The sequence below is a fragment of the Gluconacetobacter tumulisoli genome (assembly GCF_014174155.1).
In the GTDB taxonomy this organism is placed as follows: Bacteria; Pseudomonadota; Alphaproteobacteria; order Acetobacterales; family Acetobacteraceae; genus Gluconacetobacter; species Gluconacetobacter tumulisoli.
This window is the reverse complement of the sequence record NZ_JABEQM010000008.1, coordinates 19,345-34,921: the sequence shown is the minus strand read 5'-3', so window position 1 is coordinate 34,921 and position 15,577 is coordinate 19,345. Positions and strand designations below refer to the sequence as shown.

General features: G+C 66.4%; 14 protein-coding genes and 2 pseudogenes. 5 read left to right on the top strand and 11 right to left on the bottom strand.

Annotation, left to right across the window (positions count from 1 at the left end; genetic code table 11):
- Positions 1–2: 2 nt before the first annotated feature.
- Positions 3–695: an SDR family NAD(P)-dependent oxidoreductase gene (locus HLH28_RS10945; RefSeq protein ID WP_182958912.1), complete on the top strand. Its 693-nt coding sequence runs from the start codon at positions 3–5 to the stop codon at positions 693–695.
- Between the two features lie 50 nt (positions 696–745).
- On the opposite strand, the gene HLH28_RS10940 is transcribed toward HLH28_RS10945, so the two are convergent.
- From HLH28_RS10940 to HLH28_RS10905, 8 genes are read right to left on the bottom strand one after another with little or no spacing between them, the layout of a single operon-like run.
- Positions 746–2,398 carry a peptide ABC transporter substrate-binding protein gene (locus HLH28_RS10940; RefSeq protein ID WP_182958909.1) on the bottom strand — a complete coding sequence of 551 codons (1,653 nt, stop codon included), beginning with the start codon at positions 2,396–2,398 and terminating at the stop codon, positions 746–748.
- 7 nt (positions 2,399–2,405) lie between these two features.
- Positions 2,406–3,710 carry an NAD(P)/FAD-dependent oxidoreductase gene (locus HLH28_RS10935; protein ID WP_338029713.1) on the bottom strand — a complete coding sequence of 435 codons (1,305 nt, stop codon included), beginning with the start codon at positions 3,708–3,710 and terminating at the stop codon, positions 2,406–2,408.
- A gap of 35 nt (positions 3,711–3,745) precedes the next feature.
- Positions 3,746–4,750 (bottom strand): oligopeptide/dipeptide ABC transporter ATP-binding protein, encoded by a 1,005-nt coding sequence (locus HLH28_RS10930; RefSeq protein WP_182958903.1) that lies wholly within the window; start codon positions 4,748–4,750, stop codon positions 3,746–3,748.
- Complete coding sequence (locus tag HLH28_RS10925) at positions 4,747–5,775, bottom strand: ABC transporter ATP-binding protein (RefSeq protein ID WP_182958901.1); 1,029 nt, start codon at positions 5,773–5,775, stop codon at positions 4,747–4,749. Before HLH28_RS10925 ends, HLH28_RS10930 begins: the two co-directional genes overlap by 4 nt.
- On the bottom strand, positions 5,772–6,623 hold the full coding sequence (locus tag HLH28_RS10920) for an ABC transporter permease (RefSeq protein WP_182958897.1): 852 nt from the start codon (positions 6,621–6,623) through the stop codon (positions 5,772–5,774). The genes HLH28_RS10925 and HLH28_RS10920 overlap by 4 nt, the downstream gene beginning before the upstream one ends.
- Positions 6,620–7,567 carry an ABC transporter permease gene (locus tag HLH28_RS10915; protein WP_182958894.1) on the bottom strand — a complete coding sequence of 316 codons (948 nt, stop codon included), beginning with the start codon at positions 7,565–7,567 and terminating at the stop codon, positions 6,620–6,622. Before HLH28_RS10915 ends, HLH28_RS10920 begins: the two co-directional genes overlap by 4 nt.
- A 6-nt stretch (positions 7,568–7,573) precedes the next feature.
- Complete coding sequence (locus HLH28_RS10910; RefSeq protein ID WP_182958891.1) at positions 7,574–8,749, bottom strand: NAD(P)/FAD-dependent oxidoreductase; 1,176 nt, start codon at positions 8,747–8,749, stop codon at positions 7,574–7,576.
- A 23-nt stretch (positions 8,750–8,772) separates the two neighbouring features.
- The gene (locus HLH28_RS10905; protein WP_182958889.1) at positions 8,773–11,199 is read right to left on the bottom strand and encodes a TonB-dependent receptor plug domain-containing protein; all 2,427 of its coding nucleotides are present in this window, start codon (positions 11,197–11,199) and stop codon (positions 8,773–8,775) included.
- Between the two features lie 155 nt (positions 11,200–11,354).
- On the opposite strand from HLH28_RS10905, the gene HLH28_RS10900 reads away from it, so the two are divergent.
- The 4 genes and pseudogenes from HLH28_RS10900 (at position 11,355) to HLH28_RS10885 (ending at position 14,067) form a co-directional block, all read left to right on the top strand.
- Positions 11,355–12,092 (top strand): helix-turn-helix domain-containing protein, encoded by a 738-nt coding sequence (locus HLH28_RS10900; RefSeq protein WP_182958886.1) that lies wholly within the window; start codon positions 11,355–11,357, stop codon positions 12,090–12,092.
- Positions 12,093–12,473: 381 nt separating this feature from the next.
- A pseudogene (locus HLH28_RS10895) lies at positions 12,474–12,668 on the top strand (DUF6880 family protein); the annotation flags it as partial.
- 406 nt (positions 12,669–13,074) lie between these two features.
- On the top strand, positions 13,075–13,575 hold the full coding sequence (locus HLH28_RS10890; RefSeq protein WP_182958882.1) for a GNAT family N-acetyltransferase: 501 nt from the start codon (positions 13,075–13,077) through the stop codon (positions 13,573–13,575).
- Between the two features lie 3 nt (positions 13,576–13,578).
- A complete protein-coding gene (locus HLH28_RS10885) occupies positions 13,579–14,067 on the top strand; it encodes a hypothetical protein (RefSeq protein ID WP_220790048.1) in 489 nt (162 codons plus the stop codon).
- 508 nt (positions 14,068–14,575) lie between these two features.
- Here the strand turns inward: HLH28_RS10885 and HLH28_RS10875 are convergent.
- From HLH28_RS10875 to HLH28_RS18475, 3 genes and pseudogenes are all read right to left on the bottom strand, one after another.
- A pseudogene (locus tag HLH28_RS10875) lies at positions 14,576–14,906 on the bottom strand (type II toxin-antitoxin system HicB family antitoxin).
- A 27-nt stretch (positions 14,907–14,933) separates the two neighbouring features.
- Positions 14,934–15,302: a helix-turn-helix transcriptional regulator gene (locus HLH28_RS10870; protein WP_182958876.1), complete on the bottom strand. Its 369-nt coding sequence runs from the start codon at positions 15,300–15,302 to the stop codon at positions 14,934–14,936.
- Positions 15,214–15,549, bottom strand: coding sequence for a type II toxin-antitoxin system RelE family toxin (locus HLH28_RS18475; RefSeq protein ID WP_182958873.1), 336 nt, complete (start codon positions 15,547–15,549; stop codon positions 15,214–15,216). Before HLH28_RS18475 ends, HLH28_RS10870 begins: the two co-directional genes overlap by 89 nt.
- Between the last annotated feature and the right edge of the window lie 28 nt (positions 15,550–15,577).

The following is a 15,577-nucleotide window of genomic DNA, read 5'->3' as shown; positions in this document are numbered from 1 at the left end:
GAATGGACAAGGCACGTCGCATCGTCATGATCTCCGGCGCCAATCGCGGGATTGGCGCCGCGCTGGCGCGGGGGCTCGCGCAACGGGGATGGGGGGTGTCCGCCGGCCTGCGCGACGTCGGCAGCCTGGCGCCGGACGACAATCTGTTCGTCCATCCCTTCGATGCGCTGCGGGACCAGGAACAGGCCTGGGTCGACGCCACATATGCGCGCTTCGGCCGGATCGATGCCGTGATCGCCAATGCGGGCATCATGATTCCCGGTTCGATCCTGGAGGTTTCGGATGCCGACCTCGACCTCATGCTGTCGGTCAACGTGCGCTCTCCCGTGCGCCTGGTCCGGGCCGCATGGCCGCACCTGGTCGCAAGCGGCGCGGGGCGCGTGGTCATCGTGGCCTCCCTGTCGGGAAAACGGGTGAAGTCCGCGGTGTCGGGACCCTATGCCATGACCAAGCACGCGGCCGTGGCGCTGACGCACAGCATCAAGAAGGCGGGCTGGTCGGACGGCATCCGCGCCACCGCGCTGTGCCCCGGCTTCGTCGCCACCGACATGGCGCAGGCCCTGACGTCGACGCCGCTGGAAAACATGACCCAGCCCGAGGATATCGCCGCGCTGGTCGGAACGGTCCTCGACCTGCCCAATACCGCCAACGTGGCCGAACTGGCCATCAGCTGCGCGGAAGAGGATTCCTATTGAACCGGGTCGGTTGAACGGGCTGAACGGGGGCCGGCCGTTCCGGCCCCCGTTCACGACGCCCAGCGCCAGCGCGCGAGATTCCACAGGTTGGAACGCACGTTGACGTTGCTGCGGTAATTGTCCAGCCCGTCGACAAGGCCCTCGATGTTCATCACCTGGTAGAAGGGCAGCAGCGGCAGGTCCCGCCGGATCAACTGCTGGATCCGCGCGAACGCGGCGACGCGGGTCGCGTGATCGAAGCTGGTGTTGGCGCGCGCGAACAGCGCATCCACCTCCGGATTGGCATATTGGAAGACATTCTGCCCCGCGCCGCCCCGGGCCGGGGATCGATCGGACTGGAAATAGGGCGATGCGTCCGGGTCCGATCCGGTCATGTAATCGACCGACACCAGCGCGCTGTCGAACTGCGACCGGGTCCAGTACGCGCCCCACATGACGGCGGCGGGCCGGTTCTCGATCCTCATGACGATGCCGATATCCAGAAGCGATTCCTGGATCACCTCCTGGATCTGGGCGCGGATGGGGTTGCCCGCGGTCGTCGCGTTCGTGAATTCCAGGCGGATGCCGTCGCGCCGGCGCACGCCGTCGGGCCCGGGCCGCCAGCCGGCACGGTCCAGCCGCTCGCGCGCCGCCTGCGGGTCGAAGCGGTGGGGCGGCAGCGCGGCATCGAAATAGGCGGATTCGCGCGGCAGGAAGGATTCCGTCGGCTGTTCGACATTCTCGCAGATGGTCTCCAGGATGGTGTCCTTGTCGATCGCCTCGTAGATCGCCGTCCGCACGGCCGGGTCCTGGAACTGCGGCCGGCCCAGGTTGAACGCCATGCCTTCGATGAAGGGCTGCGGCGCGCGGATCGGACGGCGCCCGGTCAGTGCGCGCGCCTGCGCATAGCGGTCCGGCGGAATGCCCTGCATGCCCAGAAAATCGATTTCCCCGGTTTCGAATTGCGTGAACATGACGGTGATATCGGGGATGTAGCGGATGATGACCCTGTCGACCCCGGGCACGCCCAGATGCCAGCGCGGGTTCGCGGCCAGCCGGATTTCCTCGGACGGGATGCGTCCGCCCCACATGAAGGGCCCGGACCCGACGGGATCCGTCGAAAAGGCCTGCCGGTCCCCGTCATGCGCCAGGCGATGCGCGGGAACGATCATGACGCTGGCCAGCACGGCGGGCAGCGGGGCGTAGGGCGCGCGCATCCGCCACGTCAGCTCATGCGGGCCGGTCTGCCGGATGTCGTCGATCAGTTCCACGCCCGTGCGGCTGAACGCGGGGAAGGCCGGATCGCGCAGGCAGTTCAGGGTAAAGAGGATATCGGCCACGGTGACCGGCTGGCCGTCATGCCAGGTCGCGTCGGGGCGCAGCGTGACGCGCCAGTCCCGCCCGTCCGGGGAAATGCCCCCGTTGGACATCGAAGGCACCGTGACGGCCAGGTCGGGCTGCAGCATCCCCGTCTCGTCGATGAACCACAGCGCGCTGAAGAGATTCATCAGCAGCCCGTCATCGACCTCGATATGCGGCAGAAGGGGATGGAAGACCGTCGGCTCCTGCGACAGGCCCACGATGATCGGCCGCTTCGGGTCGGCGCCGCGCGCCGCCGCGAACGGGGCGGCCGCAGCCAGCGAGGCCGCCGCGAGCGCCCCCCCGTGGCGCAGCAGCCGCCGCCGCGTCCAGGGGATGATGCGGCCGGTGTGCGGGGCGGTCATCGCGGCCCTAGAACCCGCCCACGATGCGGATGGGCGAGCCGTCGTAGAAGCGCGAAAGCCGGAACGGCGTCGGGTCGACGACGGGGTTCGCCCCGGTCGCCAGGTCGGCCGTCAGCCGCCCGGCCCCCGGCCCGATCCCGAAGCCATGGCCGGAATAACCCGTCGAGACCGTCAGCCCCGGAACGCCGACATCGCCGTCGATCACCGGAACGGCGTCGGGCATGACGTCGATCAGCCCCCCCCAGTGCTGCAGCACATGGATCGGCCCGACCTGGGGGAACAGCGTTTCGAGGCGCGCGACCGCCGCGCGGGTCAGACGCACGTTCGGCCGGGGATCGAGGATGCGCGTCTTCTCGAAAACCGTCGGCAGGTCGACGGGCCAGGTGCGCGGCGTCGCCAGTTCGATCAGGAACCTGTTGTCCAATCGTGGAAACACCGCCTTGCGCTCGGCCCGGAACGCCGGAAGATAGTGCCGGGCGAAACGGAAGAGGTCGGGCACGATCGGGACGCTCAGCCCGGTGCTGGGGGCGATGTTGTAGCCGCCGTCGTCGCGCCGGCGATAGGCGACCGAACCCAGATAGGCCGACGTATCCGGCAGGGTTGCGATCGGCGCGGTCCGGCAGACGGACGACAGGACCTTCAGCTGCGGCAGCGTCACGCCCAGCGTGCCGCAGAGCAGGCGCGACCATGCGCCGCCGGCCACGACGACCCGCGACGTGCGGACATAGCCCTTTTCCGTCATGACGCCGCTGACGCGCCCGCCTTCGCGATCGATGCCGCGCACGGCGCAGTTCTGCAGCACGGTCGCGCCCAGTTCGCGGGCCGCCAGCGCGATCATCGGCGCGGCGCGCTGGGGTTCGGCGCGCGCGTCGGTCGGGTTGTAGAGGCCCGAGCGCGCGGTGCCCGCGTAGCCGGGCAGGATCTCGTGGATTTCGGCGCTGGTGACGATGCGGCTGCCCAGCTGGTAGGGGCGGGCGTCCTCGACGAATTGTTCGTGGCGGGCGCGATCGGCATCGGTGCTGGCCAGCGAGAGGACGCCGCACACGGTGAAGCCCGTGTCGATCCCCCGGCTGCGGAATTCGTCCCAGGCGCGGAAGCTCTCGACCATCAGCGGAATCTCGCGCGGGTCGCGCCCGTTGCGGCGGACCCAGCCCCAGTTGCGGCTGGATTGTTCGCCCGCGATGGTGCCCTTTTCGCACAGCACGACCGAAATCTTGCGCTTGGCAAGTTCATAGGCGGTGCTGACGCCGACGATTCCGCCGCCGATGACGACCACGTCCGCGCGTTCGGGAAGGACGTCGTCCGTTTGCACGATTTTGACCTGGGGACCCATGGGGCGGGAACCTTTCAATTGCTGTGGGGCAGGATGCCTTCAAGGTCGAGATCCGTCCGGATGCACGCCGCACGATGGCCGGGCGCGACCGGGGCCAGCGCCGGCTGCCGCGTCCGGCACGCGTCGGCCGCATGGGGGCATCGGGCGCTGAAGACGCAGCCGTCCGGGGCGTGTTGCCCGGCTGGCGTGGCGGGCGGGGCGGGGGCCGACAGGACGCCGCGCCGGGGCTCGGCCGAGAGCAGGCGCGCCGTGTAGGGATGGCGCGGGCGGCGGAAAAGCTGCTCGGTCGGGGCGATTTCCACCAGCGTGCCGCGATACATGACGGCGATCCGGTCCGAAATCACGCCCACCACCGCCAGGTCGTGGCCGATGAACAGGATGGACAGGTTGAACCGGTCGCGCAGGTGGCGGAACAAATTGACGATCTGCGCCTGCACGCACACGTCCAGCGCCGAGACCGCTTCGTCGGCCACGATCAGCTCCGGTTTCATCAGCAATGCCCGCGCGATGCTCAGGCGCTGCCGCTGGCCGCCGGAAAAGGTCGACGGCGCGCGGCCCAGGACGTCCGGGCCCAGCCCGACCAGGGCCAGCGTCTCCAGCATCTCCTGCGTGGCGTCGGCCCCGGCGACGCCGCGCAGGCGCAGGGGCGTCGTCAGGATCTGGCGGATGCTCTGCCGCGGGTTCAGCGAGGCCGACGGGTCCTGGAAGATCATCTGCATCTTGTGCCGAAGCGGCCGCAGCGCCTGTTCGGACAGATGCGTGATGTCCGCGCCGTCCAGATGGACCGCACCCGCCGTCGGCTCCAGCAGGCGCATCGCCATGCGCCCGACCGTCGATTTGCCCGAGCCGGATTCCCCCACGATGCCCAGCACTTCGCCGCGCGCGATATCCAGCGTGACATCGCGCGCGGCGGCGACCGCGCGCGGGCGGGTCAGCAGGCCGTCGCGGCGCAGGTAGGTCTTGGACAGTCCCCGCAGCGAAAGCAGGGGCACCGGATCCGGCGGGACGGGACCCGTCATTCCCCGATCTCCTCCAGCCGGGCGCAGCGGGCCAGATGGGGCGGGCCGCCGGGCCCGGCGGGCGCTACGTGCTCCAGCGCGGGCATCCGGCGCGCGCACGGGTCGGGCATCATCCACGCGCAGCGCGGCGCGAAACGGCAGCCCGCGCCGCGTTCGTCCGGCGGGGGCACCTGGCCCGGCAGCGTTCCCAGCCGCCGCGCGCCGGACGCGATGCGGTCCAGCCCCGGCGCCGCGGCCAGCAGGCCCCGGCTGTACGGCATCCGGGGTGCGGCGAAGAAGGCGGCGGCGGGCGCGTCCTCCACGATCTGCCCGGCATAGAGGACGACGACGCGGTCGGCGATCGCCGAGGCGACGGCGAGGTTGTGGGTGATGAACACCATGGCCATGCCCATGTCGGCCCGCAGGTCCAGCAGCAGGCGCAGCACCTGCGCCTGGATCGTGACGTCCAGCGCGGTCGTCGGCTCGTCCGCGATCAGCAGGTCGGGACCGCCGGCGATGGCCAGCGCGATGACCACGCGCTGGCGCATGCCGCCCGACAGCCGTTGCGGGATCAGGCGCATGCACCCTTGGGGGTCGACGATGCCGACCTGCGCCAGAAGGTCGACCGCGCGCCGTTCCGCCGCCCGGCCGTCCAGGCCGGCATGCAGGGCCAGGATTTCGCGCAGCTGGGCCCCGATGGTGCGGATCGGGTTCAGGCTGCTCATCGGGTCCTGGAAGATCATGGAAACCCGCTTGCCGCGCAGCGGGCGCAGCAGGCGTTCGGGCCGGCCGAGCAGTTCGATGCCGTCCCGATCCCCGGCCGGCCCGGGGGCATGCAGGACGGCCGACCCTGAAATGTCCGCGCCGGGCAGAAGGCCGAGGATGGCCAGCGACGACACGCTCTTGCCCGATCCGCTTTCGCCGACGAGGGCGACGATCTCCCCGCGTCCGACGTCGAAATTCAGGCCGTCCACCAGGCTGGTCTGGCCGAAGCTGACGCCGAGCTTGCGGACGCGCAGGACGGGGCCGCCCCCCGGCGCGGTCATGCCCGCCGCCCCGGCGCGATCGCCTCGCGCAGCGCGGCGCCCAGGACATTGAACATCGCGACGGTCAGGGCGATGACGAAGCCGGGAATGACCGCCAGCCACGGATCGGATTCGAGATATTCCTGCGCGTTGTTCAGCAGGTTGCCCCAGCTCGCCTCCGGCGGCTGGATCCCGTATCCCAGGTAGCTGACATAGGATTCCAGCAGGATCGCGCGCGCGATGTTGAGCGTGGCGCTCACGATGATGGCGGGCGCGATGTTCGGCAGGATCTCGCGGAAGAGGATCTGCCGGTCCGGGGCGCCCATGGCCATGACGGCGGTGACATAATCCATCTGGCGGACCAGGACGGTCTGCGCCTGCGCCACGCGCGCGACCTCCATCCAGCTGACCAGTGTCACGATGCCCACGATGGTGACGAGGCCGGGATGCAGGATCGCCGCCAGCGTCAGCAGCAGGAAGATGACGGGAAAGCACAGCACGGTGTCGATGACGGTCGTGATCAGGAATCGCGTCCCGCCCGGCCTGTAGCCCGCCACGATGCCGACCACCGTGCCGATCAGGGAACTCAGCACCGTGGAGACGACGCCCACGATCAGCGACACGCGGCCGCCGCGCAGCACGCGCGCCAGCAGGTCGCGCCCGATCTCGTCGGTGCCGAGGACATGCCCGTGCGCAAGCGGCGGCAGGAAGCGGTGATGGAGGTCGATCGACGTCGGGCCGAACGGCAGCAGGAAGGGGCCGCAGAAGCAGGCGAATACGATCGACCCGATATAGAGCAGCGAGATGACCCCGCCCCGCCCGGCCGTCATCCGTCGCCACACGCCGTGCGACACCATGCCGCCGCTCATCCCCGCAGCCTCGGATCGCAGAGATGATGCAGGATTTCGGCGACGAGGCTGCACAGCAGCACCAGGGCCGCGCTGAACACCAGCAGCCCCATGACCACCGGGTAGTCGCGATATTGCAGGCTGTCGAGCAGCAGCCGCCCGATGCCCGGCCATGTGAAGACCGTCTCCGTCACCAGCGCGCCGCTGAGCAATGTCGGAAGATAGACGCCGGCCACGGGAATAAGCGGCAGCAGGGCCTCGGGCAGCAGGTGCAGTACCACGATCCGCCATGCCGGGACGCCCAGCGCGCGTGCCGTCCGGATATGGTCCTGTCGCCAGATGTCGCCGGCGAAGGCCTGGGTATAGCTGCTCCACAGCGGGACGGAGACCAGTCCCAGCGTCAGCGACGGAAGCGCCAGGTGCCGCAGATGGTCCATGAACGCGCCATGCCCCGGCGTGGTCAGGTTCCCGGCCGGAAACCAGCCCAGGCGCACGGAAAAGACGTAGATGAAGACCAGCCCCAGCCAGAAGGTCGGCAGCGAGAGCAGGACGACCGACAGCAGCGACGCCAGATGTTCCGTCCGCGTGCCCGCCCGCAGCGCGGCGACGATCCCCAGCGCCACGCCCAGCGGAAAGGACAGGATGAGCGAGGCGAGCCCCAGTTGCGCCGTCGCGCCCAGATGCAGCCAGATCATGGTCAGGACCGGGGTCTGGTCGCGATAGGACCGGCCCCAGTCGCCGGTCGCAAGCCGGGCGGACCAGTGCAGATATTGCTGCCACAGCGGCCGGTCGAGCCCCATGCCATGCGCGATTTCCGCCAGCCGCGCGCTGGTCATGCCCGGCGACAGGGCGAATTGCGCCAGCGGGCCGCCGGGCGTCGCATGCACCAGGACGAACCCCACCATCGACACAAGGACCAGCAGCAGGCAGTTGACGCCCAGTTTCTGGAGAAGGAACCCCGTCATCACCGCCTAGCCGTGAAGGGTCACGGGATCGAACCGAACCTGCTCCGCCTCGCCGAAGCGCGACAGCGCGAAGGCCCCGATGGGCAGCGGTGGGGCCTCGCCGTTCACCAGCGCGGCCATGATCCTGCCCGTGACCGGCCCCAGGCAGAATCCGTGCCCCGAGAAGCCGCGCGCCAGGAACAGGCCCGCGACGCGATCGACCCCGTCCAGGACGGGCAGGGCGTCGGGGGTCTGGTCGATCAGCCCGCACCAGAAGCTCTCGACGCCCAGGTCCAGGCTGGCCGGGACGACCGCCCCGAAACTCCCGATCGTCGCGGCGAGGGCGGCCGCCTTCGGCGCGATGACGGGCCGGCCGGCGCGTTCGACAAGCTGCTCGGTCCAATCCTCGATGCCGCTGGTGAAACGGAACGCCCCGTCATTCTGCTGCCGCCCGGCGCAGGCGGCCTCCGCATTGCTGGCATCGGCGACCGAGAGGACCTGCGCCAGCAGGGGAACGGTGGGCCGCGTCCTGACGACGGTGACGCATTTGACGGCCAGCGGGACGGACAGCCCGAACGGCGCCAGAAGGTCGTTGCCGAACACGCCGCTGGCCAGCACGACGGCATCGGCGGGCAGGACGCCCGTGTCGGTGCGCACGCCGCTGACCCGGCCGCCGCGGGTTTCGATCGCCTGCACGCATTCGCCGAAGCGCGTCCGCGCGCCCAGGCGCCCGGCGGCGCGCAGATAGGCGTTCACCGTCAGGTCCGGGTCGGCGTGGCCGTCGGTCGGACAATAGCTGGCGGCGGCGACATGGGGCGAAATGGCCGGCGCGAAGGCGCGGATCGCGGCGCTGTCGGGCAGGAAGGACAGGTCCAGCCCCTGCGCGGTGCCCTGCGCCACGATGTCGCGCAGGCGGGGGATGTCGGCGTCGGCGACGCCGATGCGCAGATTGCCCTCCTGCGTGTAGCCGGTCGGCGCGTCCAGTTCGCGGTCCAGCTGTTCCCAGATCCTGACCGCGGCCATGGCCAGCGGCAATTCGCGCGGGTCGCGCCCGGACTGGCGCACGCCGGCCAGGGTCCAGCCACTGGCCATGGCCGCCGGGTGATAGCGTTCGACGATCGTGACCGAACGCCCGGCCTTCGCCAGCTCATAGGCGGTCGCGGCGCCCGATATCCCGCAACCGATGACGATGACATCCGACATGGCCTGTCCTCCCCCCGGACGCGTCACAGCATGCTGTAGTTGATCTGGAAGTAGTAATACCCGCCGTTGAACCCGATCTGCTGGACATCGAAATTGAATTTCTGCGTGCCGAGATAGTTCGTGTCGTACGGCACGGTCCTCTGCCGCGCATTGAAGAGGTTGTTCGCCCCCAGCGCAACCCGCCAGGACGGCGTCACCTGGTAGCCGACCAGGATATTCGTCGCGGCGCGCGGCGCCTGGTAGAAGGGCAGGTAGACGGAATTGGAATAGGCATAGGGGCCCGTCACATACTGCTGCTGCGACACGACGTGCCCGTAGCGGATCTCATGCAGCGCGACGGACCATTTGCCGTTGCTCCAGGTGCCGCCGAAAATCTGCTTGTTGCGCGGCGTATAGCTGGTCATGAACCCCTGGTAGAGGGCATTCAGCAGCGGATTGCCGTTCTGGTCGTCGTCGATATGGGTGATCTGGGTCTCGTTGACGTTCACCGCGACGTCCCAGTTGATCGAGCCATAGCGGCCGAGCGGCGTCTGGTACGTCGCGGTGATGTCCGCGCCACGGGTGCGGGTGTTGGACGTATTGGCGAAATACTGCGCGGTGACGTCCGCGGGGATCAGCCCGCTCGGCAGGCCGAAGCCGCCGGCCTCCAGGGCGTCGATGGCCTGTTCGCCGTTGTACACCCCGCCCAGGGTGATGCGATGGCGCATGTCGATCTGGTAGGCGTCGATCGCGATATGCAGGCGCGGCGCCGGGTTCAGCACCAGCCCGACCGAATAGTTCATCGAGCGTTCGGGGCGCAGCGGGCGCGACCCCAGCAGGATCGCCGAGCGGGAATTCACGGGCAGGATGCCCGACGCGCCGGTCGGCGAGACGCCGAGATTGGAATAATGCTCCTCGGCCAGCGACGGCGCGCGGAAGCCGTTGCTGATCGTGCCGCGCAGGCCGATCACGGGGTTGATGTCGTACCGCAGGGCGGCCTTGCCCGTCTCGGTATTGCCGACATCGGTATAATGCTCGATGCGCCCGGCCAGGTCCAGCTGCAGGTTCCTGATCAGCTGCGTCGACAGGTCGAGATACCCGGCCGTGACGTCGCGATGGCTGTTCGACGCCGACATCGGCGACAGCCCGTCATCCGCCGCCGGACCGCCGCCGTAATAGGACGCGGGCTCGCCGGCGCCGACCTGGTAGGTGTCGTAACGGTACTGGGCGCCAAGGGCGAAGTTCAGCGGGCTTGCCAGCACGGGCAGGTGGAAGCCGCGCCGGATTCCGGCATCGGTTGTCCATTCCGTGTCGTTGAACGTCATCATGGGATCGAAGGTCGTGGGGGTGGCGCCGGTGGCCTGGTACAGGTCCGGGTTGACGGTATCGAACATGCCGACATCCGCCGCGTTGCCGCCGTACGTGGTGCTGACATCCCAGTCCCAGCCCAGATGGTGGCCCTTGAAGCCGCCGGTGAACGAATAATCGTTCTGCGCCAGGGTAATCTGCGGCGAAAACCCGTTGGGATAGACTTCGGGCAGGATCGCGCTGGTGCGGAAGTTCTGGTACGATTCCCCGTTCACATGGCCATAGCTGGCGAAGGAATACAGCTGGATGTTTTCGGTGACGTCATATCCCATGTTGTAGGAAATGGTCTCGCGCTGCTGGCGCGGGTTGCCCAGGATATGGTTGTCGTAAAGGCCGGTGCGGTTGTCGGGTCCGCCACGGTCCGTATGGTCCATGTATTTGTATTCGGCGCTCAGGTCGAAGAAGCCGCGTCCCCCCAGGTCGGTGCCCCAGTTGACGGATTCGCCCGACGTGAAGCCGTCGCCGTAATAATAGCCGCCATTGATGGCCTGGGCGGTCAGGGCGCGGCTGGATTGTTTCAGGATGATATTGACCACGCCCGCGATCGCGTCGGACCCGTACTGGGCCGCGGCACCGTCCTGCAGCACCTCGACATGGTCGATGGCCGAGACGGGAATCATGTCGATGTCGACGGGAATGGAACCCTGCTGCGGCCCGGTGTAGTCGGTCATCACCGATGTCGTATGGCGGCGCTTGCCGTTCACCAGCACCAGCGTCTGGTTCGGCGTCAGCCCCCGAAGCTGGATGGCGTCGGTCATGTTGGAATTGCCGATATTCATGTTCGAGCGCGTCATCGACGGGATCATCTGGATCAGCGCGTCGCGCACGTCCGCCTGCCCGGTCTGCGACAGTTGCCGCGCGGAAATGACGACGACGGGGCTGACGCTCTTGCGTGCCGTCTGGTGCGGGTCGCGCGTGCCGGTGACGATCACCTGCTCGGCGTCGGCGTTCGCCTCGGCGGCGCGCGCCTGCGTCGCCGGCGACGGGACGACGACCGTGGCGCTGCCCAGCGCGGTCGCCAGCAGGAATGTCGACCGGGGCAGGCGCGCGACCGGCCGGGTGCGCGCCGGGATGGCCGCGCGATTGGACGAAACCTGATGCATGGTCGACTCCGCCGTTCGTATCCTGTTGCAAGCTGGGGCGCGAGGCGGCTGCGCGCCCGCGCTGGTGATGTCGTTTCGACATTGAAAGATGATGTCGAAATGCGTCAATTTGCTCCTGTCTTTGAACTGCAGTTTTCCGGATGGTGGAACGTGCGATGACAGGGGACAATTCGGTCGATGCCGTACGCAAGGCGGGGCGGCTTCTGAAAATGGTTGCGGTCGGTGGAACCGAGGGCTTCGAACTCGGCACGCTTGCGGAATTATGCCGTCTTCCCAGGTCGACCACGCATCGGCTGCTGGCGTCGCTTGTGGACGAAGGCCTGGTGGCACGCGTCAGGGGGACCCGGCGCTATGCCCGCTCCGACCTCCATGGCGGGTCCAGGCAGGCGCATATCGACATCCCCCTGCACAAGCGGGAATGGCGCGAGGCCATCCAGCGCGTTCCCCTGGGGCGCAACGACGCGATTTTCGTTCTGGCGCGGGACCGCGACGACGTGATCTGCGTCGATGCCTGTTTCGGCGAGCGCGTGATTCCCTCCCTGACCGGCGGCGTCGGCGGCCGCGTGGCGCTGGGCTTCGGCCCCGGCGCCACGATGATCCTGTCATGCTGTGACAATGAAACGATATCGCGGGTCACGGCACGCTCGGCGGGGGCAGGGGGCGAACACGCCCTGCGCCGCGACGTCGAAACCGCCCGCCAGCGCGGATACGCCTGTGACGAAGGCGCGCTGATCCGCGGCATCGGCGGCATCGCGGTCAGCATCCCACGCCGCACGTCGGGCACGCCGCTGGCCCTCGGCGTGGCCCTGCACATCGACGACCGGCCCCCCCGCTACGCGGCGCTGATGCACGACCTCTGCCAGGCATCGCAGACGCTGGCCGGCCTGGTTTGAAAGATCGGGCCGGGTAATTGAACGCAAGGAATGGGAGGAGCGGAAACGGGAACGCGGTTTGTAATCCGGCCCCCGCGCCATAATCTACCACGATGGTCCGCTCCTCTTGGCCGAAACACTCCTCCCGCAAACCCCTGGCGTCCGCCAGGTCCGGCACGGCGGTGACGCAGGAAAACCTGCAGGCGCTCGGAGCGGAATCCCTCGCGCGTCTTCTGCTGGATTTCGCCGAGCACGATGCCGCGCTGACCCGGAGACACTGCGCACGGCGTTGACAGCCCATGCGAAGGACAGGCTCGGCAAGGAGATCGAAAAGCGCCTGCGGCGCCATCCGCGATGACGTCGTCGGGGCTGACGTCGCACAGGCCGTTTCGGCTGCTCTAGCGTCTCTTGGTCGAGGCGGTGCTGGACGAGGCGCTTTCGCGATATTACCCCTATGCCGCGAAAGATCCCAGATCCTGCCAGATCCTCGCCGCCATGCTGACCGAGGCAGACGCACTGGAAGCGCATGAGGCGTTCATGACCCACCTGAAGACGGCCCACAAGCGCAAGCTCGGATTCTGGTCGCTGCCGGGATAGCGCGCCGGATCGAAATCGGACATCATGGGCAAGCGTTTCACGAATTCCCTGCCATTTTTCCCAGGGCACCGCGTCATCTCGTTACGAACCCGACGAACATCCTGCTGCCCGAAGGGCCTAGGAGCATCGTTGACGAGCAGGTTGTCGGGCGGTGATTATGCCCGCTTGTCGATGCAGCAAGTGATAAGCGGACTGCGGACGAACGCGCCATCGTGCCGGCCCTCAATTCAGTCGACTGATGACCTTGGGACCTGCGGCGCAAAGCGATAACCTGGTTGCGCCCGTTTGCGACATGCGAATGGTAAACGCCATGCCCCAAAAGGGAGAACATCTGATATCAATTCGACGGAACGGGAATGACTTCAAAGGGCAATGCCGGAAAAAGCCCGCATGCAAGGCACGTTTTATGGTCGATCTGCTCGTTACTTACCTTCACATGACCGAACCGCCACGAGGTGCGCCCATTCTCACGCCAGATCTCGGAACATCCATTACGAGAGAAATGCCATGCGCCGAAGCCTATCTTCCGTTATATCGCGCGGTCGGCGATCATGTGAAATGGGATCACCGCTTACGCATGTCTCGTGACGAGCTGACTCAGTTTCTCAACGCCGCTTCCACCCATGTTTATGTTCTCCGGCGGAATAACGAGGCAGTGGGTCTGTGCGAATTTGAAGGCGTAGGCAGGCCCGACATCGAGCTCGTTCATTTTGGAGTTGTCCCAGCCATACAGGGACGCGGACTTGGCCGATATCTCCTGGACCGGGCGCTGCGCGCAGTTTGGTCATATGGGCCTCGCCGCATCTGGCTCCATACAGACACAAACGATCATCGCAATGCTCTGGCGACCTACATGCGAGCAGGTTTTGAGATGTACAGGCGTCAGGTAGAGACATTTCCCGATTAAGAAATGCCGATCCGCACTGACGCGGGTTGTAACTGGACCGTTACCGAAATCGCCCGGTATTTTGAAACCAGCCCGCGCGCGGAACGTCCGATGCCGATCGCTTTGACATGCTGGCGACGCTGGTCGAGGCGCTATGAGCGCCGGGAACACCCAATCCCTCTCGCCGCGCCGGCCGAGGTGATCCGCTTCTATATGGACGGCATGGCGCAGGCCGACTTTGCCCAGGTTCCTGGATTGCGCTCCCGCGCATCGGAAGTGCTGTCTGGTCGGCGATCGTTGACCGTAGGCCATGATCCGCGCGATCTGCGCCACTTGGCCTATCCCAGCCGAGGCGCTCATCGTGGAGCCGGTGAGCAAGGCAGCTTGACTAGCCACCTTGCTCATTCCGGATTCAGCGGCGGCAATTTGCCCTTAGATCCTGGACGCGTCCTGAGTGCTCATTCGGCAGATGTGCTGGATCGCGATTTCGCGGCTATCGAGCCGATCCACTAATCCGGCGATGACATCCACCGCGTCCGGCAGGACATGGCGTATTTTCTCTACAGTTTCGACTATCACCACAGGGTTGTCCGTTAATTCCCAGGGAATATCCCGGTATTTGTGTCCTTCAGGAAATACGTTTCCAAACAGGAGGGGCATCGCGTTCTCCTTTATTTGTCCGCCAGAGGACATGAACACGTAATCACGTTATTAAAAGCTCGTCAGCACTAATTTTACAAAACATATATCAATATAAAGCGCAATAAATATGCAAATAATTTGTATTGCTATATCCTTTCGCCGCATATTTGCTAGGGAATTGGGCCTACAGTCAGAAAATGATTATGAATCGCTGTCGCACCTTGATCCTTTTATCGAGGCATTGATGTGCATTCTGCGTCGAGGCTGACCTCGAGAAACCGGACCATGTGGCAGGTGGTTGTGGGTTGCCTCGACGCTATCGGCATCCCTCCCACTCTCACGAGAAGATTGCACCATATCAAACCCCGGAACTAAACATCTAAGGGACAGCCTCGGCACTCGCGTCTTGCACAAACTGGTTGAGACTCACGCCTTTGGCCGCAGCAGCTTTGCCGCGCATGCATGCAGTTCCTCGTTCACCCGGACTTGGAACTTTCCCGAGTAACGCCGCACCAGGTCGATTCCCTTCCGGCGCACATGTCGAGGAAGACCCGAAGCGAGGTTTCTCCCTCGCGCTGCAGGCCCGTTACGCTATCGGCATAGAAGTCCGCGTCGCCGCTGAGGCCGACGAACTTCCCGCGGAACATGCCGATCTCGGGATCGAACCGGATCACGACCCTCTGGCCGCCGATGGTCATCGTGTTCATCATGAGGGGCGATCCGATGACGCTGTTCAGTCAGTCCAGCAACCGGTCCACGCTCGCGCCCAACGTGGCCGCCAGCTTGGCAAGCGTCGCGGCGCTCCCAGGCTTTTTTCCGCCCTCGATTTCATTGACGTAACTCTGGGACACCCCAGCCATATCAGCCAGGGCCTTTTGCGTCAGGCCCGCGCGTTCGCGCCAGATGGTCAAGGCCGATACGTCCTCCAGCATCATGCGGTGCGTCTCGGCATCCGTGTAGGCGTGTGTGCGGGCATTGGCTTGTTCGGAGCGGCGAATGGCGTCCAGGTCGTTCCTGTCATCCAGGCGATCGAGGATGACCTCCCAATCCGCCCGATTGAGGGTGATGGTCTCCGGAGTTTCGAAGATGGGTACAATGTGGTTCATTCGTAAATCTCCTTCTCTTACCGATCCGGATGACCTCAATGGTTGTCTCGGTCTGGCGACAGATGGCGCGCCAGTCGCCTATTCGTAACCGCCAATGACCTGGCGCGCCCTGCATCTCGGTCACGAAGGACTGGCGTTGCGGGTGGCGATCAACAACCTGACGAAGCGCCTCCAAGATCCTCCTGGCATCAACCTGGGGCAGGCCCCTGAGGTCGCGGAGTGCGGCCGGTTCGTAAATTAGGTCCATGGGGAATTACCGCTGATAGCGAATTTTA

Excerpts from the sequence above, each read along its gene's own strand:
- HLH28_RS10885 (WP_220790048.1), top strand. The coding sequence starts at position 13,579 with ATGCCGATCCGCACTGACGCGGGTTGTAACTGGACCGTTACCGAAATC.
- HLH28_RS10940 (WP_182958909.1), bottom strand. The coding sequence starts at position 2,398 with ATGACCGCCCCGCACACCGGCCGCATCATCCCCTGGACGCGGCGGCGG.
- HLH28_RS10870 (WP_182958876.1), bottom strand. The coding sequence starts at position 15,302 with ATGAACCACATTGTACCCATCTTCGAAACTCCGGAGACCATCACCCTC.
- HLH28_RS10910 (WP_182958891.1), bottom strand. The coding sequence starts at position 8,749 with ATGTCGGATGTCATCGTCATCGGTTGCGGGATATCGGGCGCCGCGACC.
- HLH28_RS18475 (WP_182958873.1), bottom strand. The coding sequence starts at position 15,549 with ATGGACCTAATTTACGAACCGGCCGCACTCCGCGACCTCAGGGGCCTG.
- HLH28_RS10925 (WP_182958901.1), bottom strand. The coding sequence starts at position 5,775 with ATGACCGCGCCGGGGGGCGGCCCCGTCCTGCGCGTCCGCAAGCTCGGC.
- HLH28_RS10915 (WP_182958894.1), bottom strand. The coding sequence starts at position 7,567 with ATGACGGGGTTCCTTCTCCAGAAACTGGGCGTCAACTGCCTGCTGCTG.
- HLH28_RS10945 (WP_182958912.1), top strand. The coding sequence starts at position 3 with ATGGACAAGGCACGTCGCATCGTCATGATCTCCGGCGCCAATCGCGGG.
- HLH28_RS10920 (WP_182958897.1), bottom strand. The coding sequence starts at position 6,623 with ATGAGCGGCGGCATGGTGTCGCACGGCGTGTGGCGACGGATGACGGCC.
- HLH28_RS10900 (WP_182958886.1), top strand. The coding sequence starts at position 11,355 with ATGACAGGGGACAATTCGGTCGATGCCGTACGCAAGGCGGGGCGGCTT.
- HLH28_RS10930 (WP_182958903.1), bottom strand. The coding sequence starts at position 4,750 with ATGACGGGTCCCGTCCCGCCGGATCCGGTGCCCCTGCTTTCGCTGCGG.
- HLH28_RS10890 (WP_182958882.1), top strand. The coding sequence starts at position 13,075 with ATGGTCGATCTGCTCGTTACTTACCTTCACATGACCGAACCGCCACGA.
- HLH28_RS10905 (WP_182958889.1), bottom strand. The coding sequence starts at position 11,199 with ATGCATCAGGTTTCGTCCAATCGCGCGGCCATCCCGGCGCGCACCCGG.